The organism is Nannocystis sp. RBIL2, from assembly GCF_026626745.1.
Lineage (GTDB): Bacteria > Myxococcota_A > Polyangia > Nannocystales > Nannocystaceae > Nannocystis.
Genome location: NZ_JAPNJW010000001.1, coordinates 5,730,992 through 5,751,621, shown reverse-complemented (window position 1 = coordinate 5,751,621; position 20,630 = coordinate 5,730,992). Strand labels below are relative to the sequence as shown.

General features: G+C 70.8%; 21 protein-coding genes. 13 read left to right on the top strand and 8 right to left on the bottom strand.

Translation table 11 applies throughout. From position 1 onward, the window contains the following. Positions 1 to 75: 75 nt before the first annotated feature. The 4 genes from OV090_RS22945 to OV090_RS22930 form a co-directional block, all read right to left on the bottom strand. Entirely contained in the window at positions 76 to 1,023 is a 948-nt protein-coding gene (locus tag OV090_RS22945; protein WP_267707145.1) for an acyl-CoA desaturase, read from the bottom strand. 62 nt (positions 1,024 to 1,085) lie between these two features. Beyond that, complete coding sequence (locus OV090_RS22940) at positions 1,086 to 1,835, bottom strand: response regulator transcription factor (protein WP_267706281.1); 750 nt, start codon at positions 1,833 to 1,835, stop codon at positions 1,086 to 1,088. A 101-nt stretch (positions 1,836 to 1,936) separates the two neighbouring features. Further along, positions 1,937 to 2,896, bottom strand: a complete 960-nt coding sequence (locus OV090_RS22935; RefSeq protein WP_267706279.1) for a HAMP domain-containing sensor histidine kinase — start codon at positions 2,894 to 2,896, stop codon at positions 1,937 to 1,939. A gap of 10 nt (positions 2,897 to 2,906) precedes the next feature. Then, on the bottom strand, positions 2,907 to 3,755 hold the full coding sequence (locus OV090_RS22930; protein WP_267706277.1) for a hypothetical protein: 849 nt from the start codon (positions 3,753 to 3,755) through the stop codon (positions 2,907 to 2,909). Positions 3,756 to 3,784: 29 nt separating this feature from the next. Between OV090_RS22930 and OV090_RS22925 the strand changes: the two genes are divergently transcribed. Beyond that, positions 3,785 to 4,387: a tRNA-(ms[2]io[6]A)-hydroxylase gene (locus tag OV090_RS22925; protein WP_267706275.1), complete on the top strand. Its 603-nt coding sequence runs from the start codon at positions 3,785 to 3,787 to the stop codon at positions 4,385 to 4,387. A gap of 7 nt (positions 4,388 to 4,394) precedes the next feature. Further along, positions 4,395 to 4,868 carry a VOC family protein gene (locus OV090_RS22920; RefSeq protein WP_267706273.1) on the top strand — a complete coding sequence of 158 codons (474 nt, stop codon included), beginning with the start codon at positions 4,395 to 4,397 and terminating at the stop codon, positions 4,866 to 4,868. A gap of 27 nt (positions 4,869 to 4,895) precedes the next feature. On the opposite strand, the gene OV090_RS22915 is transcribed toward OV090_RS22920, so the two are convergent. The 3 genes from OV090_RS22915 to OV090_RS22905 all read right to left on the bottom strand — a co-directional run bounded on the left by OV090_RS22915 (position 4,896) and on the right by OV090_RS22905 (position 9,356). Beyond that, a complete protein-coding gene (locus OV090_RS22915; RefSeq protein WP_267706270.1) occupies positions 4,896 to 7,607 on the bottom strand; it encodes a bifunctional diguanylate cyclase/phosphodiesterase in 2,712 nt (903 codons plus the stop codon). Positions 7,608 to 8,004: 397 nt separating this feature from the next. Beyond that, positions 8,005 to 8,412 carry a response regulator gene (locus OV090_RS22910; RefSeq protein ID WP_267706268.1) on the bottom strand — a complete coding sequence of 136 codons (408 nt, stop codon included), beginning with the start codon at positions 8,410 to 8,412 and terminating at the stop codon, positions 8,005 to 8,007. 113 nt (positions 8,413 to 8,525) lie between these two features. Then, positions 8,526 to 9,356 (bottom strand): MBL fold metallo-hydrolase, encoded by an 831-nt coding sequence (locus tag OV090_RS22905; RefSeq protein WP_267706266.1) that lies wholly within the window; start codon positions 9,354 to 9,356, stop codon positions 8,526 to 8,528. An 83-nt stretch (positions 9,357 to 9,439) separates the two neighbouring features. On the opposite strand from OV090_RS22905, the gene OV090_RS22900 reads away from it, so the two are divergent. The 8 genes from OV090_RS22900 to ttcA all read left to right on the top strand — a co-directional run bounded on the left by OV090_RS22900 (position 9,440) and on the right by ttcA (position 15,060). Beyond that, a complete protein-coding gene (locus tag OV090_RS22900) occupies positions 9,440 to 10,210 on the top strand; it encodes an arginyltransferase (protein ID WP_267706264.1) in 771 nt (256 codons plus the stop codon). Positions 10,211 to 10,486: 276 nt separating this feature from the next. After that, positions 10,487 to 11,260, top strand: a complete 774-nt coding sequence (locus OV090_RS22895) for a GntR family transcriptional regulator (RefSeq protein WP_267706262.1) — start codon at positions 10,487 to 10,489, stop codon at positions 11,258 to 11,260. Continuing rightward, positions 11,247 to 11,936: a sterol desaturase family protein gene (locus OV090_RS22890; protein WP_267706260.1), complete on the top strand. Its 690-nt coding sequence runs from the start codon at positions 11,247 to 11,249 to the stop codon at positions 11,934 to 11,936. Before OV090_RS22895 ends, OV090_RS22890 begins: the two co-directional genes overlap by 14 nt. Before the next feature lie 67 nt (positions 11,937 to 12,003). Continuing rightward, positions 12,004 to 12,687: a succinylglutamate desuccinylase/aspartoacylase family protein gene (locus OV090_RS22885; protein WP_267706258.1), complete on the top strand. Its 684-nt coding sequence runs from the start codon at positions 12,004 to 12,006 to the stop codon at positions 12,685 to 12,687. Between the two features lie 118 nt (positions 12,688 to 12,805). Then, on the top strand, positions 12,806 to 13,393 hold the full coding sequence (locus OV090_RS22880; protein ID WP_267706256.1) for a hypothetical protein: 588 nt from the start codon (positions 12,806 to 12,808) through the stop codon (positions 13,391 to 13,393). A 106-nt stretch (positions 13,394 to 13,499) separates the two neighbouring features. Then, positions 13,500 to 13,745 (top strand): DUF1244 domain-containing protein, encoded by a 246-nt coding sequence (locus OV090_RS22875; RefSeq protein WP_346660396.1) that lies wholly within the window; start codon positions 13,500 to 13,502, stop codon positions 13,743 to 13,745. Further along, on the top strand, positions 13,742 to 14,167 hold the full coding sequence (locus OV090_RS22870; RefSeq protein ID WP_267706252.1) for a secondary thiamine-phosphate synthase enzyme YjbQ: 426 nt from the start codon (positions 13,742 to 13,744) through the stop codon (positions 14,165 to 14,167). The genes OV090_RS22875 and OV090_RS22870 overlap by 4 nt, the downstream gene beginning before the upstream one ends. Further along, positions 14,164 to 15,060 carry a tRNA 2-thiocytidine(32) synthetase TtcA gene (gene ttcA / locus OV090_RS22865; RefSeq protein ID WP_267706250.1) on the top strand — a complete coding sequence of 299 codons (897 nt, stop codon included), beginning with the start codon at positions 14,164 to 14,166 and terminating at the stop codon, positions 15,058 to 15,060. Before OV090_RS22870 ends, ttcA begins: the two co-directional genes overlap by 4 nt. Positions 15,061 to 15,274: 214 nt before the next feature. Here ttcA and ssb read toward each other — a convergent pair whose 3' ends face one another. Then, on the bottom strand, positions 15,275 to 15,928 hold the full coding sequence (gene ssb / locus OV090_RS22860) for a single-stranded DNA-binding protein (RefSeq protein WP_267706248.1): 654 nt from the start codon (positions 15,926 to 15,928) through the stop codon (positions 15,275 to 15,277). Between the two features lie 418 nt (positions 15,929 to 16,346). On the opposite strand from ssb, the gene OV090_RS22855 reads away from it, so the two are divergent. The 3 genes from OV090_RS22855 to uvrC all read left to right on the top strand — a co-directional run bounded on the left by OV090_RS22855 (position 16,347) and on the right by uvrC (position 20,621). Then, positions 16,347 to 16,934: a hypothetical protein gene (locus OV090_RS22855; protein ID WP_267706247.1), complete on the top strand. Its 588-nt coding sequence runs from the start codon at positions 16,347 to 16,349 to the stop codon at positions 16,932 to 16,934. Positions 16,935 to 16,959: 25 nt separating this feature from the next. Next, positions 16,960 to 18,048: a M50 family metallopeptidase gene (locus OV090_RS22850; protein ID WP_267706246.1), complete on the top strand. Its 1,089-nt coding sequence runs from the start codon at positions 16,960 to 16,962 to the stop codon at positions 18,046 to 18,048. Positions 18,049 to 18,233: 185 nt separating this feature from the next. Continuing rightward, on the top strand, positions 18,234 to 20,621 hold the full coding sequence (uvrC, locus tag OV090_RS22845; RefSeq protein WP_267706245.1) for an excinuclease ABC subunit UvrC: 2,388 nt from the start codon (positions 18,234 to 18,236) through the stop codon (positions 20,619 to 20,621). Positions 20,622 to 20,630: the final 9 nt, after the last annotated feature.

Genomic DNA, 20,630 nt, shown 5'->3' with positions numbered 1-20,630 from the left:
GCTCGAGTCTCGCGAACCCGACCCTCGGGACAGGTCTCTCGCGTGCGCGCGAGACCTGTCCGATGGGACAGATGTTCAGGCCTGGTCGGGGAGGGCGGCGTCGAGGGCGTCGCGCAGGTCGGTGGTCGAGGCCTCGCCGGGCGCCGCGGGGCCCTGGCGGCGGCCCTCGGCGAGGATGGTCTCGGGGACAGGTCGCAGGTCCCACACGAGGCCGACCCAGCTCATGGCCTTGAGGATGTAGTAGGTGATGTCGATCTCCCACCAGTAGAAGCCCTGGCGGGTCGAGCCCATGTAGTGGTGGTGGTTGTTGTGCCAGCCCTCGCCGAGGGTGATCAGCGCCAGCAGCCAGTTGTTACGGCTGGTGTCGGTGGTCTCGAAGCGGCGCTTGCCGAACACGTGGGCGAGCGAGTTGATGGTGAAGGTGCCGTGCCACAGCAGGGTGGTGCTGAGGGCGAAGGCGATGAAGAGACCCGAGGCGCCCATGGTGAGGTAGACGAGGGTGCCGAGGACGGTCGGGGGGACGAGCCAGTACTTGTCGAGCCAGCGCAGCTCGGGGTACTTGGCGAGGTCGCGGACCTTGTTGTAATCGCAGTTGCCGGCGTTCTTCTCGTAGATCCAGCCGATGTGCGAGTACCAGAAGCCGCGCTGGATCGGCGAGTGGGTGTCCCACGGCAGATCGCTGAATTTGTGGTGGTTGCGGTGGTGCGCGGCCCACCACAGCACGCCGCGCTGCGAGGCGGTCTGGGTCAGGAAGGCGGCGATGAACTGTACGATCCGGCTGGTCTTGAAGGTGCGGTGCGAGAAGTAGCGGTGGTACCAGCCGGTGACGAAGAACATGCGCCCGAAGTAGAGGGCGAAGCACATGGCCCAGTCCTGCCAGCGAGTGCCCGTCCAGATGGCGGCGAGCGGGAGCAGATGGACGATCGCCACCGGGCCGATGCTCCGCCAGTCGTAGCCCGGGCGCTCCGGCGGCGGGAGGTCGCGGTACTTCTCGGGGATCGGGATCGGCGAGTCGATCTGCATTCGCACCGGTCAAGGTGCCGGAGATGCCGGAACGACGCCTGTCCTCGAGCGGTCAATCCGTGTCACGGTTTGGTCACCGGGCTCGGGACCACGAATTTGTAACCGGTTCCACGCACCGAGACGAAATACACGGGATTCACCGGGTCGGGTTCGAAGTGGCGCCGTAGGCGCATGATGAAGTTGTCGACCATCCGCGTGTTGGGATAGTTCGCCAGCTTCCACACCTGCTCCTGCAGCTCCTGGCGCGAGAGCACCCGCCCAGGATTGGCCGCGAAGTAGCGCACGAGGTCGAACTCGAGGCGAGTGAGCTTGACCTCCTGTTCGCCCATGCGCGCCTCGCCGCGCTCGACGTCGATGACTGCGTCGCCAAAGCGGATCGGGGCGCCCGTGGCCAGATCTTGCGCAGGTCGCTCTTGCGGCGGGCGTTGCTCGCGCTCCCACGAACGCCTGCGCAACAGCGAGCGCACCCGGGCGAGCAGCTCGCTGAGCTCGAACGGCTTGACGAGGTAGTCGTCAGCGCCGACCTCGAGACCCCGCACTCGATCGTCGGTGGAGTCCCGAGCGGTGAGCATGAGGACCGGGGTGAAGTTGCCTCCGTCGCGCAACTTCTTGCATAGCTCGAAGCCGTCGGTGTCAGGGAGCATGACGTCGAGGACGATGGCGTCGTAGCGCGCCGCGAGCAGCAGCTCCGCGGCCCTCCGCGCGGTGCTGGCGAGGTCGATGGCGTAACCCTCGAGCTCGAAGTTCAACTTGAGCCCGGCGGCGAGGTGCTGCTCGTCCTCGACGAGGAGGACTCGGGGCGAGGTGCTCACTCGACGTCCTCCTCGAGTGACTCGGCGAAGCCGCGCGGTCTCCAGAAATCTTCAGGGCGCTGGGAAAACATGCTGAATTTCGCCGTCGGCTCCGAAGACGTTCACGCCGAGCGGAGGTGCATGGGGAGGGTGATGCGGAGGGTGGTGCCCTGGCCGGGGCCGGGGGAGAGGGCCTCGGCGCGGCCGCCGAGGGAGCGGACCAGGGCGGAGACGACGTAAAGGCCGAGGCCGGTGCCGCGGCGCTCGCGGACGGCTTCGTCGGGGACGCGGTAGAAGCGCTCGAAGACGCGGCGCAGGTGCGTGCGCGGGATGCCGATCCCGCGGTCGCGGACCTCGAGCGCGACCTGGCCGCGGGCCTCGACGGCGTCGGCGCTGACGACCACGGCGACGTCGTCGCCGCTGTACTTGATCGCGTTGTCGATGAGGTTCTCGAGCACGGCCGCGAGCGCGACCTCGTCGGTGACGATCCGCAGCTCGGGGGCGATGTCGACGCGGACGACGTCGTCGGCCAGGTGCGCGCGGCGAGTGACGCCGGCGGCGCAGCGGCGCGCGAGCTCGGCGAGCGAGATGTCGGTGAGGTGCTGCGACGGCCGGACCTCGCCCGCGAGCCGCGTGGCGGTGAGCACCCGGTCGATGAAGGCGGTGAGCCGCTCGACGTCGTCGTGCATCATCCGCCGCAGCCGCTCGTGCTGGGCGCCGGGCAGGTCGGGCCGCGCGAGCGTCTCGAGGCACAGCTTGAGCGCGGCGAGCGGGCTCTTGAGCTCGTGCGTGACCGAGTCGATGAAGCTGGTCTGCCGCCGGACCTCGCGGATCTCCCGGACCAAGAAGACCGTGAAGAGGACGATCACGAACATGATGACCACCAGCGAGCCGATGCCGGCGGCGAGCAGCCACCAGTTGCCGCGCAGGTCGGCCACCAGCTCGGGGTTCTGCAGCACGAGGTAGCTCCAGCCGACCAGCAGCGCCAGGCACAGGGCGACGGCCCCGGAGGCGAGGATGATCGGCAGGGAGATCGACCGCGTGACGCGGGCGAGCGCCATGGTACGTGTCCCTCGGGTCATGGCGGATGGCTCATGTTCCCGAGGACATGTGCGAAAGTTGCAGCGAGCCGGCGGCGCTGGGGCTGCCGCCGCGGCCGCGCGCGGCGCCAGGGTCGAGCTCGACGCGCTCGATGGCGGCGCCCACCGGGGTGCAGTAGTCGAGGACGCTGTCGTCCTCGGGGTCGCACGCGGGCGCGGGCTCGGCGAGCCGTTGCACGGGGGTGCAGGCGACGTCGGCGACGGCGAGCGGCGGGAGGGCGCGGCCGTCGGCCAGCAAGAGGCGCACGCCCGCGGTCCCCGCGGCGACCGGGGCGCTCCACCACACGCGCACTGCGGCAGGGGCCTCGGCGCCGGGCTGGGCGGGGCAATCTGTCCCGCGGGACACGAGCTCGGCGGCGACGGGGAAGGGCGGAGCGTCGGCGGCGACGACGTCGGCGGACTGGCCGTCGAGGTCGCGGCCGTCGGCGTCGAACAGCTGGCCGGCGACGGTGACGCTGACGAGCTCGCGCTGGGGCGCGGGGACGACGAGCTCGAGGGCGCGGAGCTCGTCGCGCTCGCTGGCGGGGGCGAGGCTGGCGGCGATCGGGACGCGCCGGGTGCCGTCGCGGGCGAGGACGACGAAGCGGCTGGGGATCAGCGCGGCCGGGTCGAGCGGGCGAGTAAAGACGAGGTAGACGAGGGTGCCGACCGGGACGCCGAAGTACTCGCGCTCGTCGCCGGTGGGCGGGGGCTGGGCGTGGGCGGAGAGGATCCGGGTGGGCGTGCCGAGCGGGCGCACGGCCGCGGGCGCGCCGCCAGGAGGCTGCGGCGGCATGTCGGGCGGGGCGACGGCGCAGGCGGCGAACGCGAGGGCGGCCGCGACACGGAACAGGGCAGGCACGCGAGCGCCAGGGTACACTGCCGCCGCCGATGCTGCACCTGGCCGCGCCGACCGATGAGCGCTGGGCCGCGCGAGCGCGCGAGCACCTGCCGGAGATCCTCCTCGACCACGCTCACTGCGAGAAGAAGGCGGCGTCGACGGCGTTGTCGCTGATCTTCCGCTACCCGGAGCGGCCGGCGATGGTGGTGCCGCTGTCGCGGCTGGCGCGCGAGGAGCTGGCCCACTTCGAGGAGGTGGTGGCGGTGATGCGCGCGCGCGGGCTGGAGTTCCGCCGCCAGACGCCGAGCCCCTACGCGGCCAAGCTGATGGCGGCCGCCCGCACGCACGAGCCGATGCGCCTGCTCGACACGCTGCTGTGCTGCTCGCTGATCGAGGCCCGCAGCTGCGAACGGATGCGCCTGCTGGCGGAGGTGCTGGACGACCCGGGGCTGGTGAAGCTGTACCGCGGGCTGCTCGCGTGTGAGGCGCGGCACTTCCACAGTTACGTGGAGCTGGCGCGGGAGCTGGAGCTGGTTCCTGAAGCGGAGCTGATGGCGCGGCTGGACACTCTGGCTGAGCACGAGGCCGAGGTGCTGCGCGGCGACCCGGGCGAGCCGCGGCTGCACAGCGCGGTCGACCCTGCGCTAAAGTGACGCCCGCATGACCAGCGAACACCGCCCGTTCCGCGTCCTCGGGGTCCAGCAGATCGCAGTCGGCGGCCGCGACAAGTCGGCGCTGCGCCGCCTGTGGTCGGACCTGCTCGGCCTGCCGATCGTCGGCACGTTCCGCAGCGAGCGCGAGAACGTCGACGAGGACATCGCAGTCGCCGGCACGGGGCCGTGGCAGGTCGAGGTCGACCTGATGCAGCCGCTCGACCCCGACAAGCGACCCCGCGTCCACGAGCCGGCCCTCAATCACGTCGGCCTGTGGGTCGACGACCTCGAAGCGGCAGTGACCTGGCTCTCGGGACAGGGGGTCCGCTTCGCCCCCGGCGGGATCCGCCGCGGCGCGTCGGGCCACGACGTGTGCTTCATCCACCCGCGCGGCGACGACGGCAGCGCGCCGATCGGCGGCGAGGGCGTGCTCATCGAATTGGTGCAGGCGCCGGCCGAGCTGATCGCGGCCGGGCGCTGAAGGACATGTCCCGAGGGACAGCCGCGGTCACGGCTTGCAGTCGCGCGAGATCATCGACTCGGCGACGCCGCGGTTGACCGGGCGCGAGAAGTAGTAACCCTGGCCGAACTCGCAGCCCATCTCGGCCAGGAGGTCGAGCTGGGCCCGGGTCTCGACGCCCTCGGCGATCACGCTCATCCCGAGGTTGTGCGCCAGAGTGACGATGGTGCGCACGATCTCCGCGTTCTCGCCGTCGGGGCCGATGTTGCTGATGAAGGAGCGATCGATCTTCAGCGCCGACATCGGGAAGCGGTGCAGGTAGCTGAGCGAGGAGTAGCCGGTGCCGAAGTCGTCGACGTAGGAGTGGACCTGCTCGAGCCGGAGCTGCTCGATCAGCTCGGAGGCAGTCTTCGGATCTTCCATGATCACGCTCTCGGTGATCTCGAGCTTGAGGCTCGACGGGACGAGCATGCTCTCGTGCAGGGCCTTGGCGATCAGGGCCGGCTGGGCGAACTGCTTGCCCGACAGGTTGACGCTGATCGACAGCGCCTCGCGGTGGGGATACTTGGCGTGCCAGCGCTGCATCTGGCCGCACGCCTCGCGCAGGACCCACTCGCCGATCGGGATGATGAGGCCGGTCTCCTCGGCGCAGCCGATGAACTCGCCGGGCAGGACCAGGCCGCGCGTCGGGTGGTTCCAGCGCAGCAGCGCCTCGAAGCCGCTGATCTGGCCGCTGACGAGGTCGATGACGGGCTGGTAGTAGACCTCGAACTCGCCGCGCTCGATGGCCCGCCGCAGGTCGCTCTCGAGCGTGAGCTGGGCGACTGCCTCGGCGTGCATGTCGGCGTCGAACAGCTCGTAGCGGCTCTTGCCGCGCCGCTTGGCCCGGTGCATCGCGGTGTCGGCGTCGCGCAGGATGTCCTCGGTGCGCTCGTAGCCGAGCGCGCTCCAGGTGATGCCGACGCTGATCGAGGTGTAGACCTCCTGATCGCGCAGGGCGAGCGGCTGCTTGAGCTGGCCGAGGATCCGGTCGGCCACGCGGATGGCGTCGCTGGCGTCCTGGACGTTGGGCAGGAGCACCCCGAACTCGTCGCCCGACAGGCGCGCGAGCAGGTCGTCGGGGCCGACGCAGTCCAACAGCAGCCGCGCGACCGAGATCAGCAGGCGGTCGCCGGTCGAGTGGCCGAGGCTGTCGTTGACGTTCTTGAAGCGGTCGAGGTCGAGGCACAGCACCGCGAACGCGGCCCGGCCCTGGCGCACGCCCTGCAGCGCACCCTCGAGCTTCTCCATGAAGGCCTGGCGGTTGGGCAGGCGCGTCAGCGGGTCGTGCAGCGAGTCGTGGCGCGAGCGCTCCTCGCGGGCGCGCAGGGCGATCTCGGCGCGGCGGCGGCGGGTGATGTCGCGGGCGACGACCTGGACGCCGGTGACCTCGCCGTCGAAGTCGCGCAGCGGGACGACGGTCGACGAGAACCACCCGTTCTTGCCGCGGACCTCGATCATCTCCTCGACCGACACGCCGATGCCGCTCTCCATGACCTGGGCGAAGCGGGCGAGGTAGGCCTCGGCCAGATCGGGCATGTCGGGCGCGAGGTCGCCGAGGCTCTTGCCGATCAGGCTGTCGACGGTCGACGAGAAGAGGTCGGCGATCAGCTCGTTGGCGTGGAAGATGACGCCGTCGCGATCGAAGCAGAGCAGGAAGACGTCGCTGGCTTCGACCAGCAGCTGGTACTTGATCTCGCTCTCCTGCAGGGCGCGCTCGATCTTGCGGCGCTCGCTGATGTCGACCAGCGTGACCATGATCGCCGCGCCCTGGTCGTCGTCCTCGACCGGGACGGCGGCGAGTTGGGTCCACAGCAGCTCGCCCCTGGCGGTGCGCAGGCCGACGGTGAGCGGCGGCTGCGGCTTGTGCTGCTCGAGGCAGCGCCGCAGCGGCGAAGCGGAGGCGAGCGGGTGGCCGTCGTCGCGCAGGGCGCCGCGCTCGAGGTCGTCGATCGTCAGCGCGGCGAGGGCCTCGGCGCTGTGACCGAGCAGCCGCTGCGCGGTGGTGTTCGACATGACGATCGCGCCGCGGGCGTCGAGCTGGAGGATGCCGGTCGGGACGGCGTCGATGAGGCGCAGCAGCGCCGGCGCGACCAGCGGGCGCGCGCCGACGGCGGGGTCGCCGAAGTGACGCGCGAGCCCCGGGGCCTCGCGCAGCAGCCAGGCGTGCGTCTCGACCAGCGGCGGGTCGACGCGCTGCGCCAGGTCGGGGTGCAGCTCGAACCACGCGGCCCGCCCGCGCGCGTAGGCGACCAGCGCGGTCCAGCGGGCGTACAGCGCCGGCGTCAGCGCCCCGGCCAGCGCGGCTCGCCCGTCGGCGCCGCCCTGCGGGTCGGCGGCGAAGGCCAGGCCGCAGGTCATGAGCCTGTCGTGAAGGACAGGGTCTTCAGGCCATGTCTCGAGGTGCAGGTGCTGGACGCCGAGCGCGTCGCGGGCGGCCGGCAGCTGGGTGATGAAGGCGCGAGGGTCGTCGAGGGCGGCCAGCACTGCCGCGGGCGCGAGGCCCAGGCGGGTGAGCGCGAGCGCGTGCTCGACGAGGCCGGCGCCGGCCCGACGCAGGGTCAGGAGGAGGGTGAGCTCCTTGAAGACGGCCGGCAGCGGGCACTCGAGGTAGGCGTGTCTGGCGGCGTGCCACAGGTCGGCGAGGGTGTCCGGACAGGCGAAGGCCGGCTCGAAGAAGGCCGGCAAGTAGCCGAAACGCTGCTCGATCTGCGCGCGCAAGGCGGCCAGGCGGCCCCCGGCCCCGGCCTCGCTCTGGGGTTCGAGCCCGCTCTCGGCGGGCGATCCGGCATGTGCGTGCGCGTCCGTGATCGCAGTTCTCCGCGGGAAAACCCCGCCAAAAGAGCGTTACAGGGGCGCGCGAGGGGTGTCAATTGCAGGACGCGTGAGAAGGCGGTCCGGACGCGGTTCTATCGCGGTTTTCCGGGCCCATCCGTCCCGATTTTCCGGGAGATCGGTGCGCGGACGAACGCGCAGGTCTGCGGACGGGTGACCGCGGCGCGCCCGATGACATGGCGGAAAGGACAGATGCGAACGCGCCGTCGGTCGGGCCTGCGAGCCGGCATAGCGAGAGCCGGCGAGGCGCCGACGGACGACGCTGCGTCCGCGGAGTCGGTGATCAGCCGGCCCGGCTATCGCTGGGATCGCCGGCGCCGCCCTCAGGGTCAGGCACGAAGCGGTTGATCTTGGAGAGCAGCCGACGCAGGTCGATCGGCTTGGTGTCGTAATCGTCGCAGCCGGCCTCGAGGGCCTTCTCGCGGTCGCCGGACATGGCGTGCGCGGTGAGGGCGATGACGGGGATATTCGCGGTCGCCTCGTGCTCCTTCAACACCCGCGTGGCGTACCAGCCGTCCATGTCGGGGAGGCTCAAGTCCATCAGCACGATGTCGGGCTTCTCCTTCTTCACCATGGCGACACCCTCGCCGCCGTCGACGGCGACGAGCACCTCGTAGCCCTTGCGACGCAGTCGCCTGGAGAGCATGTCCCGGCTGAGTTCGTTGTCCTCGACGATCAAGACCTTGGGCATAACCGGGTCCATCCTAACACCAGCGGCCGGCGAAGGGCGACCGCGCGACGCGCCGGGCGACTGCGCGCCGCCAAGCTCGCGTCTGGTAAGCCCGTGTACGGCGGCGCGCCCGTTCAGGTCAGGATGAACTGTCCGTCGGGCTCACGCCGGACCCGGCCCTCGCCCTCGAGCTTGCGCAGGTGGGCGTCCAGGGACCGCTCGGCCAGCCACCAGATCTCCCGCGGGGTGTCGCCGTAGGCGCCGGCGAGCAGCTCGGGCATCCGCGTGGCACCGGCGTCGAGGGCGGCGAGCACCCGGCCCTCGCGCTGTCTGCGATGGGTGATGTAGCGCTCGAGGCACTCCTGCGGCGCCGTGATCACGGGCCCGTGGGAAGGAACGAGGGCCGTCGGCCGCGCCGCCCCCAGGCGGGCGAGCGAATCGAGGTACGCCGACATGTCTCCCCCGTCGGCAGGGTCGATGAGGATCGTCCCGATGCCGGCGACGAGGTCGCCGGCGTAGGCGATCCCGGTGCGCTCCTCGCAATAGGCGAGGTGGCCCGGCGCGTGGCCCGGCGTGAACAGGGCTCGAAGGACATATCCGTCGTCCAGCTCGAGCCGGTCGCCGTCGGCCAGGGTCACGTCGACGGGGAAGTCGACCCGGGCCGCCGTGAGCGAGTGGGCGTAGATCGGCGCGCCCCACCGCTGCGCGAGCTCGAACGCGTAGCCGATGTGATCGCCGTGGTGGTGCGTGACGAGCACGGCGACGATCTCCGCGCCCGCGCCGGCTCGCTCCGTGAGCAACGCATCGAGCGCGGCCCGCTCAGTCGCAAACGGCGTGGCCGGCTCGATGACCGCGAGGCGCCGCGTGCCGACGATCAAAGTGTTGGTCGCAGTCGCCGGCGGCAGCGTCGGCGTCTCGTACGGGACCCGCCAGACGCCGGGGTCCAGGACTTCAGGCTCGGCCATGAGACGCGAGTGTAGTGCCCAGTCCGCCCAGTACAAACCGATGGCGCGCCTCGCGGCGCCGAGGACCCGTATACTGACCGATGATGCGCTGGCGCCCCCGCTTGCTCGCGGCCGACCCGCCCGAGCTGCTGGTATACGACGAGGCGACCGTCTGCCCCTATCTCCAGGGGCGCGACGCTCGAATGCCGCTCCGCGTGCCGACGCGGATGCTCACCCCGCAAGAGTTCGCCGAGCGCCTGCGGGTCGGCGACCGCCGCCAGGGCGTCCTGCTCTACCGCACCTCCTGCCCGACCTGCCAGGCCTGCGAGCCCATCCGCATCGACGTCGACCGCTTCGTGGCCGACAAGACCCAGCGCCGCGTGTACCGTCGCGGTCTCGGGCGCATCGAAGTCGAGATCGGTCCGCCCGAGCTCACCCCCGAGAAGGTCGCGCTCTACAACCGCCACAAGGCCGAGCGCGACCTCAACGCCGACGGCCACGACATCGACGAGGTCGGCTACCGCGCCTTCCTGGTCGACACCTGCTGCGAGTCGTTCGAGCTGCGCTACCGCGTCGATGGCCGCCTGATCGGCGTCGCAGTCGTCGACCGCGCCGAAGACGCCCTGTCCGCCGTCTACTTCTACTTCGACCCCGACTTCGAGCCGCTGTCCCCCGGCGTGTTCTCGATCATGAAGCAGCTCGAGCTGTGCCGCGCCTGGGGCCTCCGCTACCTTTACCTCGGCCTGTACATCCGCGAGTGCCCGTCGATGGCCTACAAGGCCCGCTACCTGCCCCACGAGCGCCGGATCGCCGGCCGCTGGCGCCGCTTCGAGCGGGTCGGCGCGGCCGTCGAGGCCGTGTCTGAAGAGACATGACGCAAGAGACAGGCGACGCGCCGCGCTCGCCTCGCCCGCTGCTCCGAGCGAAGCGAGCGCACTGACGGTCTCCCCGTCCCTGCGCGCCGGCCGAGCGCCGCAAGTCCTGCGTGAGCGGGCTGCCGGACAGCCGCGCCCTTGCCGTTCACGGCCATCGACTCGGCCGCGAACGGCCGAACGGACTTGCGGCCGCGAACTCATGCGCATTCTTAAACTGGTATGACCAGTTGACCATCGAATCTCGACATGACATGCTGAGCGCATCAGGCATCGCTCATGCGCCTCAAGCCCGTTGCCCGAAAGTCCCTGTCCGACGCTGTTTTCGAGCAGCTATCCCAGGAAATCGTGCATGGCCGTATGCGCCCGGGCGCGCCGCTGCCGAGCGAGCGCGCGCTGTGCGACGTTCTGCGGGTCAACCGGGGGGCGGTGCGTGAGGCGCTCAAGCGGCTGTCGCAGGCGGGGCTGATCGCGATCCAGCACGGCGGCGGCACGCGGGTGCTCGATTTCAAGCAGACCGCCAGCCTCGACCTCCTCAATCGCCTTCTATTTCACCACGACGGCACGGTCGACCTCCGCGTCGCCCGCAGCGTGATGGAGATGCGCGCCGCGATGGCGCCGGACATCGCCCGCCTGGCCGCGTTGCGGCGCAGCGCCGGCCAGGTCCTGCAGCTCGACGAGATGGTCGCCGCCATGGCCGCGCAGCAGCAGGACCTGCTCGCGCTCCAGGTCCTGGCGTTGCAGTTCTGGGACCTGCTCACGGTCTGCAGCGAAAATATCGCCTACCAGCTCGCCTTCAACGGCCTGCGCCACAGCTACGAGGGCATGCGCGAGGCCCTTGTCGAGGTGATGGGCGAGGAGCTGCGCGACCTCGCGGCCTACCGCCGGATCGCCGACGCAGTGCGCCGCAAGGACGGCGAGGGCGCCGGCCAGAGCGCCCAGGCGCTGATGCAGCACGGCTCGCGCGGCATCTTGCAGCTGCTCGCGGCGCTCGAGAGCTCAGGCGACGATCAGGCAGCCAACGGAGAGGAGGACGACGATGACGAGCAATGAGCACGAACCAATGGGCGGCAAGAACCCCACGCTGGGCCAGGCCGCGCGCGCCTTCTTCACCTTTCACAGCCCGCGGATCTTCGCCGTCATGTGGCCGCTGCTGGTCACCACGCGCCTCGCCGTCGGCGACTTCGGTTGGGCCGACTTACTCGTCGTCCCGATCCTCCTGGCGGCCCAGCCCTTCGTCGAGTGGCTGATCCACGTCTACATCCTCCACTTCAAGCCGACCACGGTGTGGGGTCGCAAGTTCGACCTGCAGATCGCCAAGTTCCACCGCGCCCATCACCGCGACCCGTGGCGCCTCGAGCTGGTCTTCATCCCCCGACGCGCCGGTTGGCTCGGTCTGGCGATGTTCTCCGCCCTGTGGTTCATGCTCGCGCCCACGCCGCAGATGGCCCTCACCGGCGTCGTCGGCAGCGTGACGATGGCCTTCCTCTACGAGTGGACGCACTACCTCACGCATACCGGCTACAAGCCGCAGGGCGAGTTCTATCGCCGGATCTGGCGCTACCACCGCCTGCACCACTTCAAGAACGAGCACTACTGGCAGGGCGTCACCACCCACCTCGGCGACCGGATCCTCGGCACCATGCCCGACCACACCGCGGTCCCCAACTCGCCCACCTGCCGCACTCTCGGGATCGAGGCGCCGACCGACCTGCCTGGCCCGCCGTGACCGACATGTCCTTCGGGACAGCCGCGGCCTCTTGCCCTGGGGCGCGCCCGTGAGGCACCCTCGCGGCGTGTCGCGTCTGTCGCCCGGGGTCCACTGGTTCTCGCCCACGCTGCCGATCCACGTCTTCGACGCCGCCGAGCCGGGCCCGGTCGCCCTGATCCAGGCCGGCATCCACGGCGACGAGGTCGCCGGCGTCCACGCGCTGCAGGAGCTGCTCGAGGAGCAGATCCGTCCCGCCCGCGGGCGCCTGATCGTCGTCCCGATCATGAACCCGCCGGCTTACCGCGCGCGCCAGCGTTGCGCCCCCGGCGGCCTCGATCTCAACCGCTGCTTCCCCGGTGACGCCGACGCGCCCGAGCGCGAGCGCCGGCTGGCCCGCCGCTTCATGGACCTCGTGCTCGCCGAGCGGCCGGCGCTGATGGCCACGCTGCACGAGAGCCACAAGCGCTATCACCCCGACGTGAAGCCGTCGTTCGGTCAGACTCTGGTCTACGGCGTGGAGCCGATGCCCGCGATCATCGGCCGCACGATCGACCGCTTGAACGCGCGGATCGCCGGCGAGGACGAGCGCTGGGCCCCGCAGTACTACCCTGTCGCGACGTCGTCCACGGAGGTCATCGTCGACGCCACCGGCTGTGTGGGGATCTGCGTCGAGACATGGATGGGCCTGCCGGAGCCGCGGCGGATCGAGCTGCAGCGCCTCGTGGTCGAGCTGCTGCTCGATGACCTCGGTGTGCGTCCGATGGCCTGAAACGCCGCCCCGCGCGCGTTCTGCCCCAGGCGTGCGCCCCGCTGCCACGGGCCTTGCGCGGGGGAGCCTCACGCCGGTTTTGTCGTGCCTCGCGCGGGTCTGCGGTAGATTTTGGCCAGTGCTCGAGTCCGCCACCGAGACCTTCACCGCCCCGGCCGCCCCCTCGTTACCGACGAGCCCGCTCGCCGCCCACGCGGAGGAAGTCTTCGAGGCCACCAGCCCCTACGACGGCGACGGCTTCCGCAACCACTGCCGGCGCCTGTTCCTGTTCACCGAGATGCTGCTCGCGCGCGAAGGCACCCCGCTCGCGCGCGACCTCGCCTACGCGATCGCCATGTGCCACGACCTCGGGATCGTCAGCCGCGGCGACACCGGGCGCACCTACCTCGAGCGCAGCCGCAGCCTGTTCGCCCGCGAGATGTCCGACTTCAAGCTCTCCGCCGCGCAGGACGTGGTCCACGAGTGCCTGGTCTACAACCACCGCTTGCTGCCGGTGCCGAACCTGTCGCCGCAGGCCGACGCGTTCCGCCGCGCGGTCCAGATCGAGCACACCCGCGGGCTCCTCCGCTTCGGCCTGCCGAAGGCCCCGGTGGCGGCAGTGTTCGCCGCCTACCCGCGCGACAACTTCGACCGCGTGCTGCTCGACTTCACCTGGCGGACCCTGCGCCACGAGCCGCTGACCCTCGTCAACGGCATCTTCTTCTGAGCTCACCCGCGCTGTCCTGGTCGACCGGCCATGTCTTCCGCGACATGGCCCCCGGGACATGCACGAAGTACCCTGTACGAGAGGACATGTCATGACGAGCGAGCGCCTGACCCCGGAGCAGACCGAGCAACTCGAGGCTGCCGCGTTCCGCAGCCTGGTGGCGCACCTGCGCGAGCGGACCGACGTGCAGAACATCGATCTGATGAACCTCGCCGGCTTCTGCCGCAACTGCCTGTCGCGCTGGTACCAGGAGGCCGCGACCGAGCGGAGCATCCCGCTGACGCAGGACGAGGCGCGTGAGCGCGTCTACGGCATGCCGTACAGCGAGTGGAAGGCGAAGCACCAGAAATGACGCTGTCGCTCGCATCCCACGAGCTCGAGGTCGCCACCCGCGGGCGCGGCCTCGTCGACGTCACCTCCGAGGTGCAGGCCTTCGTGCGCGACAGCAAGCTGCGCCACGGCCTCGTCACCGTGTTCATCCACCACACCAGCGCCTCGCTGCTGATCACCGAGAACGCCGACCCCGAGGTCCACCGCGACCTCGAGCGCCTGTTCCACCGCCTCGCGCCCGACGGCGACCCGCTGTTCCGCCACGACGCCGAAGGCCCCGACGACATGCCCGCCCACGTCCGCAGCGCGCTGACCCAGACCTCGCTGTCGATCCCCGTGCAGGCCGGTCGCTGCGCCCTCGGCACCTGGCAGGGCATCTACCTGTGGGAGCACCGCCACGCCGCCCACCGCCGCCGCCTCACCCTCACCCTCATCGGCTCGTGACCGACTCGACCGACGACACCGTCGCCGCCTCATCGGCGCCCGAATCCCGCGAACTCCCGCCGAGCGGCCGCTCCTCGCGGCGCCGCCTGCTCGCGCGCGCGATGGTCAAGACGATCGCCAGTTACGAGCTGATCGGCGCCGGCGACCGCGTGATGGTGGCGGTCTCCGGCGGCAAGGACAGCTACACGCTGCTCGACCTGCTGTGGGAGGCGAAGGCGCGCGCGCCGTTCCGCTTCGATCTGGTGGCGGTCCACCTCGACCAGGTGCAGCCCGGCTACGACGGGGCGCCGCTGCGCCGCTGGCTCGAGCGCTTCGGGGCGCCGTTCGAGATCTTGCGCGAGGACACGTACACGCCGGTGGTGGCCCACACGCCCGCGGGCAAGGCGTTCTGCTCGATGTGCTCGCGGCTGCGGCGGGGGATCCTGTACACCGCGGCGGAGCGGCTCGGGTGCAACAAGATCGCCCTGGGCCACCACCGCGACGACAGCCTCGAGACGCTGCTGCTCAACCTGTTCTACGCCGGCCGCCTGCAGGCGATGCCCGCCGGCTACACCACCGACGACGGCCGCTTCCGCGTGATCCGCCCGCTCATCGAGTGCGCCGAGGCTGACATCGCCGCGCACGCGAGCGAGGCCGGCTACCCGATCCTCCCGTGCAACCTGTGCGGCTCGCAGGACAACCTCCGCCGCGACAAGATGTCCGCTCTCATCACCCAGCTCGAGCAGGACAACCCCGACGTCCGCTCGGTGATGCTGAGCGCGCTCAAGAACGTGGCGCCGTCGCACCTGCTCGACCCCCGCCTGCTCGCGCGCGGCGAGCCCGACGAGGTCGCCGTGCCCGACGTGCCCCAGCCCGCGAAGCCAGGCCCGCGCCGCCTCACCGTGCTGCCCTGAGCGGGCGGAACCGCGCCGCCTGGCAGCGGGCTGTCTTTCGGGACAGCCCCGCGAGCTCGCGGCCAGCGGGGGTCGTGAGGCATCAGCCACGCGATTGACCCCGGCGCTTCAGGCGAGCCTCAGCGGTCTTCGTAGACATGTCTCTCGGGACCTGGCACGCGGGACATGCTCCTCGCGCCAGGCCCTCGGGGCCAGCTCCGCCGGCTGCGGCGGCTCAGAACGGGATGTCGTCGTCGCCCGGGTCGGACGGCATATAGTTGTTGTCGTACGGCTCGTTGCCGGGCCCAGCACCACCGCCGCCTTCGTCGTCGAAGCCGCCGCCGCCGCCGCCGCCAAAGCCGCCGCCGCCGCCGCCAGCACCACCGCCGCCGCGGTTGTACCCGCCGCCGCCGCGATTGCCACCAGCGCCACCGCCACCGCGGTTGCCGTAGCCACCACCACCGCCGCCGCCGCGGCTACCACCACCGCCGCCGCCACCACCGTAGCCGCCGCCGCCACCGGCACCGGCACCGCCCTCAGCACCACCGCCGCCGCCTTCACCGCGGCCGCCGAGGAACTGGACCGTGTCGGCCACGATCTCGGTCGTGTAGTGCTTCTGGCCCTCTTTCTCGTACGAAGAGGTGCGCAGGCGGCCTTCGACGTAGACCTCGCGGCCCTTGGTGAGGAAGTTGTTGCAGTGCTCGGCCTGCTTGCCCCACACCGTGATCCGGTGCCACTCGGTCTCCTCGACCATCTCGTTGTTCTTGTTCTGGTACTTGCGCGAGGTCGCGACGTTGAGCTTGCAGACCGGCTGCCCGTTCTGCATGTAGCGGAGCTCCGGGTCGCGGCCGAGGCGGCCGAGGACGATGGCTTTGTTGACGCCAGCCATGAGATTGCTCTGGTTCTTCCTGTGGTCGCACGAGGCCCGTGAGGGGCGGTCACGAGCGGCGCGCGGATGATACGCGAAACTGCCCCCGCGGGGAGGTCGCTCGGTGCGGCTGCCTGTTTGCAGGTGCCGCGAAGAAAGTCGAGCCCGCCGTGTCGCCGCAGTGACCCCTGCGCGCGCTCGGGCGCGGCGCATCGGCAAAGTGCGCCCGAGCGCTTGACTTTGCGCACGATAGTTCGGCCCGCGGATCGTCGCGACTCGGGCTCGCCCTGAAGTACATGGGTCCGCCCCCGAGTGGGGACACCGCGATCCCTGATTCCTCCGCGTCCGCCTGGCCGCCAACCGGTGATTTGTTGACGATGAGCGGCGTTCGGAACTATTACCGGGCATAGTGAGGGAGTACTCCCCCACGCACGCCGCCATGCAGTTGTCGCTCAGCGTCATCCTCTTGCTACGGAACCGTGAACCGGCCGTGACCCAGATGGTGCGGCGGGCTGTCGACGTGGTGCGGAGTCTCGGGGCCAAGGGGCGGCCGTTCGAGCTGCTGGCGGTCGACCAGACCTCCGTCGACAACACGCTCAGCCTGCTGAGCGTCCTGCACGCGCGGATCCCCGAGCTGCGGATCCTTCAAGACGTGCGTCAAGGCATGGCGGTGATCGAGGCGGCGCGGGCGGCCCGCGGAGACCGGTGGTTGCTCGTCGACCGCGTCGTCGACCCCCAGCTGATGACCTGGGGCTTGAATCAGCTGGAGAGCGGCAAGCGAGCCGCGATCGTGCCGGGGGAGATCCTCGCGGTCGAGGCCAAGCTCGGCGCGCAGGTGCTCGGCCACCTCTCCGGCGGGCTCGTTTCGGCCCAGCAGGCCGTCGAACACGAGCTCGCGGCGCGCGGCCAGCGGGCGGCGTGGAGCCCCGCGCCCGACCGCGGCGTCGCCGAACGCGCCGCGCTGTTCGTGCGCCAGCGCCTGGGATGGGTCGGTTTGAGCCAGCTCGACCGCCCGCTCGGGACCTGAGCTCGCCCGCTGCTATAGTCCCGCGGTGGCCACCCTCCTCGCCATCGTCGCGCTCTCGCTTTTAATCATCGTTCACGAGTTCGGGCACTACATCTGCGCGGTCGCCACCGGCATGAAGGTCGACCGCTTCAGCGTGTTCGGCATCGGTCCGGTGGTCGCGCGGCTCGGCGTGTGGCGCGGCACCGAATTCGTCATCAGCGCGATCCCCTTCGGCGCCTACGTGCACATCGTCGGCATGGAGGCCGACGACGCGCCCTCGCTCGCGGTGGCCGAGGGCGGCCGTCCTGGCGAGGTCCCCCAGCACGACCCGAACGACCCCACCCTTTACCGCAACCGCCCGATCTGGGCCCGCATGCTCGCCATCCTCGGCGGTCCGCTGGCCAACTACCTCACCGCGATGGTGCTCGGCTTCGTCGCCCTGACCATGGTCGGCAACGAGGTCCCGCTGTCGATGCGCGTCGACAACGTGGTCGAGCCGGCGGCCCAGACCGCGGGCCTCTTGCCTGGCGACGAGCTGTACAAGATCGCCGGCGAAGACATCACCGGCCGCGGCACGCAGGACAAGATCCTCACCACCACCGCCGCGCACAAGGGGGAGACCGTGCCGATGGTGGTCCGCCGCGACGGCCAGGAGGTCGCGCTCGACTTGCCGCTGACCGCCGAGGGCAAGATCGGCATCCAGATGTCGCCCGGTGACGTCACCCGCGAGACCCACCCGGTCGGCATCGCCGCCAAGACCGCCGTGCTGTTCCCGATCAAGTTCAGCGCCTTCCAGCTCGACGCGCTCGGCAAGTGGGTCACCGGTCGCATCGAGGGCAAGATGAGCGGCCCGGTCGGCATCGTCCGCGAGATCGCCAAGTCGGCCGAGCGCGGCATCGAGGCCTTCCTCGAGATCGCCATCAAGATGAGCACCCTGCTCGGCCTGTTCAACCTGCTCCCGCTGCCCGCCCTCGACGGCGGCCGCTTCGTCTTCCTGTTGTGGGAGGCCGTGACCCGCCGGCGCGTCACCCCGCGCATCGAGGAGACCGTCCACGGCATCGGCATGCTGGCCCTGCTCGGCCTCATCCTCTGGGTCACCATTCGCAACGACCTGTTCTCGCACCTCTTCGGCTGAGATGGCCCATGGCCGCGCGTCAAGGACGACCCCCGCACAAACCCGCCGCACCCCCCGCCGACGCGCCGCCGCCCCCCGCCGGTCCTCCGGCTGAAGGTGCTTTGGGACAGGGCCCTGAGGGCATGTCCCGAGAGCCAGATCCAGGCGACGCGCCCGCCGGCGCTTCGGGACAGGCTCCTGAGGGCATGTCCAAAAAGCCATACCCGGACGACGCCTCCAAGCCGCCGACGACCGAGGCGTACACCCCGGAGACCGAGGACGTGCTCGAGAGCTTCGAGGTCGCCGACGGCGGCGCGGGCGACCTCGACGCGCCGGGGCGGTTCGTCAGCTCGGCGCGGACCGAGGCGCTGGCGGCGATCCAGGCCGACGCGGAGTGGCAGCCGCGCGCGGGCTCGCCCGAGGAGCTGGCGGAGATCGTCGAGCGCCTGCCCGACCTGCCCGGCGTCTACATCATGCGCGACCGCAAGGGCGACGTCGTCTACGTCGGCAAGGCCAAGCGGCTGCGCGCGCGCGTGCGGCAGTACTTCAACGGCACCGACCCGCGGCTGTTCGTGCCCTACCTGGCGCACACGCTCGGCGACATCGAGACGGTGGTGACCTCCAACGACAAGGAGGCGCTGCTGCTCGAGAACAACCTCATTAAAAAGTACAAGCCGCGCTTCAACGTCAAGCTGCGCGACGACAAGCAGTTCCTGGTCCTGCGCCTCGACCCCAAGGCCAAGTGGCCGCGGCTCGAGCTGGTCCGGCGCATGCGTCAGGACGGCGCCCGCTACTTCGGCCCGTACCACTCGGCCCAGAGCGCCCGTCACACGCTGAAGGTCGTCAACCGCTACTTCAAGCTGCGCACCTGCACCGACTACACCCTGACGCACCGCAAGCGCCCGTGCCTGCAGCACCAGATCGGCCGCTGCCCGGCGCCGTGCGTCTACCCGGTCGATCGCGACGCCTACGGCCTGCAGGTCAAGGGCGTCGGTCTGTTCCTCGAGGGCCGGCACAAAGAGCTGGTGGCCGGCCTCACCACGCAGATGGAGGACGCCGCCGGCGCGCTCGAGTTCGAGACCGCCGCGCGCCTGCGCGACCAACTGTCGGCGATCAGCACCAGCCTCGAGCGCCAGCAGGTCGTCGGCTCGGCCGCGCTCGACCAGGACGTCATCGGCATGTACCGCGAGGGCGGCCAGGTCGAGTTCGTGGTCATGCACGTACGCCAGGGCAAGCTGCTCGGCACGCGCACCTTCTCGGCCCGCGGCATGGAGCTGCCCGACCCCGACGTGCTCGGCAGCTTCCTCGTCGCCTACTACGACGACGCGCCGACGATCCCCGACGAGATCCTCCTGCCCTCCGAGCTGCTCGACGACGACGAGGCGCCGCTCAAGGCGTGGCTGCGCGAGCACAGCGGCCGCAAGGTCGCGCTCCTCGTGCCCGAGCGCGGCGACCGCAAGAAGCTGCTGCTCCTGGCCCAGCGCAACGCCGCGTCCAACTTCACCTCGCGCCGCAACCGCGCCGAGGACAGCGAGCAGGCCCTGCGCACCCTGCAGCAGCGGCTCGGCCTCACCCGCCTGCCGCGCGTGATCGAGTGCTACGACATCAGCCACATCCAGGGCCAGGACACCGTCGCGTCGATGGTCGTGTTCGTCGACGGCGCCCCGGCCAAGAAGCGCTACCGCAGCTTCAAGATCAAGGGCCTCGGCGGCCTGGCCCAGGGCGACCGCCAGAACGACGACTTCCGCAGCATGTACGAGGTGCTCGGACGCCGGCTCAAGCGCGCGAATGTCGGAGAGGACATGTCCGAAGAGCCAGATGAATTCGCCGAGGCCGAGGCCGAGCCGACGCTCGACGCGCTCGACGAGGTCGTCGAGAACACCTGGGCGCTGCCCGACCTCCTGGTCATCGACGGCGGCAAGGGCCAGCTCGGGCGGGTGATCGCCGCGTTGCACGACCTCGGGGTGCCGATCGGCGAGGGCGGGGTCGACGTCGTCTCGCTGGCCAAGGAGCGGCGCCAGGGCCTGGGGCGCGGCAAGGCGGCGCTGCAGCGCCTGCGCACCTTCAAGACCTACGCCGACGCCGCGGCCGCGCTCGACGCGGCCGGCACGCTGACGGCCGAGGACGCGCCTGCGCCGGTGGAGCCCGATCCCGAAGCGCCGCAGCTCCCGGGCCAGAGCTACCAGGACTACGTCGTGCGCACGCCCGACGACGACCCCGAGGAGTGGGAGGTCAAGCCGGAACGCGTGTTCGTGCCCGGCGCGAAGGATGCGATCCGCCTGCGCCCCGGCAGCTCCGAGCTGTACTTGATGACGCAGATCCGCGACGAGGCCCACCGCTTCGCCATCACCCACCACCGCAAGCGCCGCGGCAAGCGGGCCCTCCACAGCGCCCTCGACGACATCCCCGGCGTCGGCCCGGCGCTGAAGAAGGCGCTCATCCAGCACTTCGGCACGGTCGCGGAGATCCGCAACGCGGCTCCGGCGCGGCTGACGGAGGTGAAAGGCGTGGGCACGGCGCTGGCGCAGCGGATCCACGAGGCTCTGAGCGAGGGTGGGACCGCAGCGAGTGCGCCCCCGCGCGGCGAGTCGTAGTACCGTCGT

Bases quoted from the DNA above. Each gene is read 5' to 3' on its own strand.
- OV090_RS22945 (WP_267707145.1), bottom strand. From the start codon at position 1,023: ATGCAGATCGACTCGCCGATCCCGATCCCCGAGAAGTACCGCGACCTC.
- OV090_RS22935 (WP_267706279.1), bottom strand. From the start codon at position 2,896: ATGACCCGAGGGACACGTACCATGGCGCTCGCCCGCGTCACGCGGTCG.
- OV090_RS22925 (WP_267706275.1), top strand. From the start codon at position 3,785: ATGCTGCACCTGGCCGCGCCGACCGATGAGCGCTGGGCCGCGCGAGCG.
- OV090_RS22920 (WP_267706273.1), top strand. From the start codon at position 4,395: ATGACCAGCGAACACCGCCCGTTCCGCGTCCTCGGGGTCCAGCAGATC.
- OV090_RS22910 (WP_267706268.1), bottom strand. From the start codon at position 8,412: ATGCCCAAGGTCTTGATCGTCGAGGACAACGAACTCAGCCGGGACATG.
- OV090_RS22905 (WP_267706266.1), bottom strand. From the start codon at position 9,356: ATGGCCGAGCCTGAAGTCCTGGACCCCGGCGTCTGGCGGGTCCCGTAC.
- OV090_RS22900 (WP_267706264.1), top strand. From the start codon at position 9,440: ATGCGCTGGCGCCCCCGCTTGCTCGCGGCCGACCCGCCCGAGCTGCTG.
- OV090_RS22895 (WP_267706262.1), top strand. From the start codon at position 10,487: ATGCGCCTCAAGCCCGTTGCCCGAAAGTCCCTGTCCGACGCTGTTTTC.
- OV090_RS22890 (WP_267706260.1), top strand. From the start codon at position 11,247: ATGACGAGCAATGAGCACGAACCAATGGGCGGCAAGAACCCCACGCTG.
- OV090_RS22870 (WP_267706252.1), top strand. From the start codon at position 13,742: ATGACGCTGTCGCTCGCATCCCACGAGCTCGAGGTCGCCACCCGCGGG.
- ssb (WP_267706248.1), bottom strand. From the start codon at position 15,928: ATGGCTGGCGTCAACAAAGCCATCGTCCTCGGCCGCCTCGGCCGCGAC.
- OV090_RS22855 (WP_267706247.1), top strand. From the start codon at position 16,347: ATGCAGTTGTCGCTCAGCGTCATCCTCTTGCTACGGAACCGTGAACCG.
- uvrC (WP_267706245.1), top strand. From the start codon at position 18,234: ATGTCCAAAAAGCCATACCCGGACGACGCCTCCAAGCCGCCGACGACC.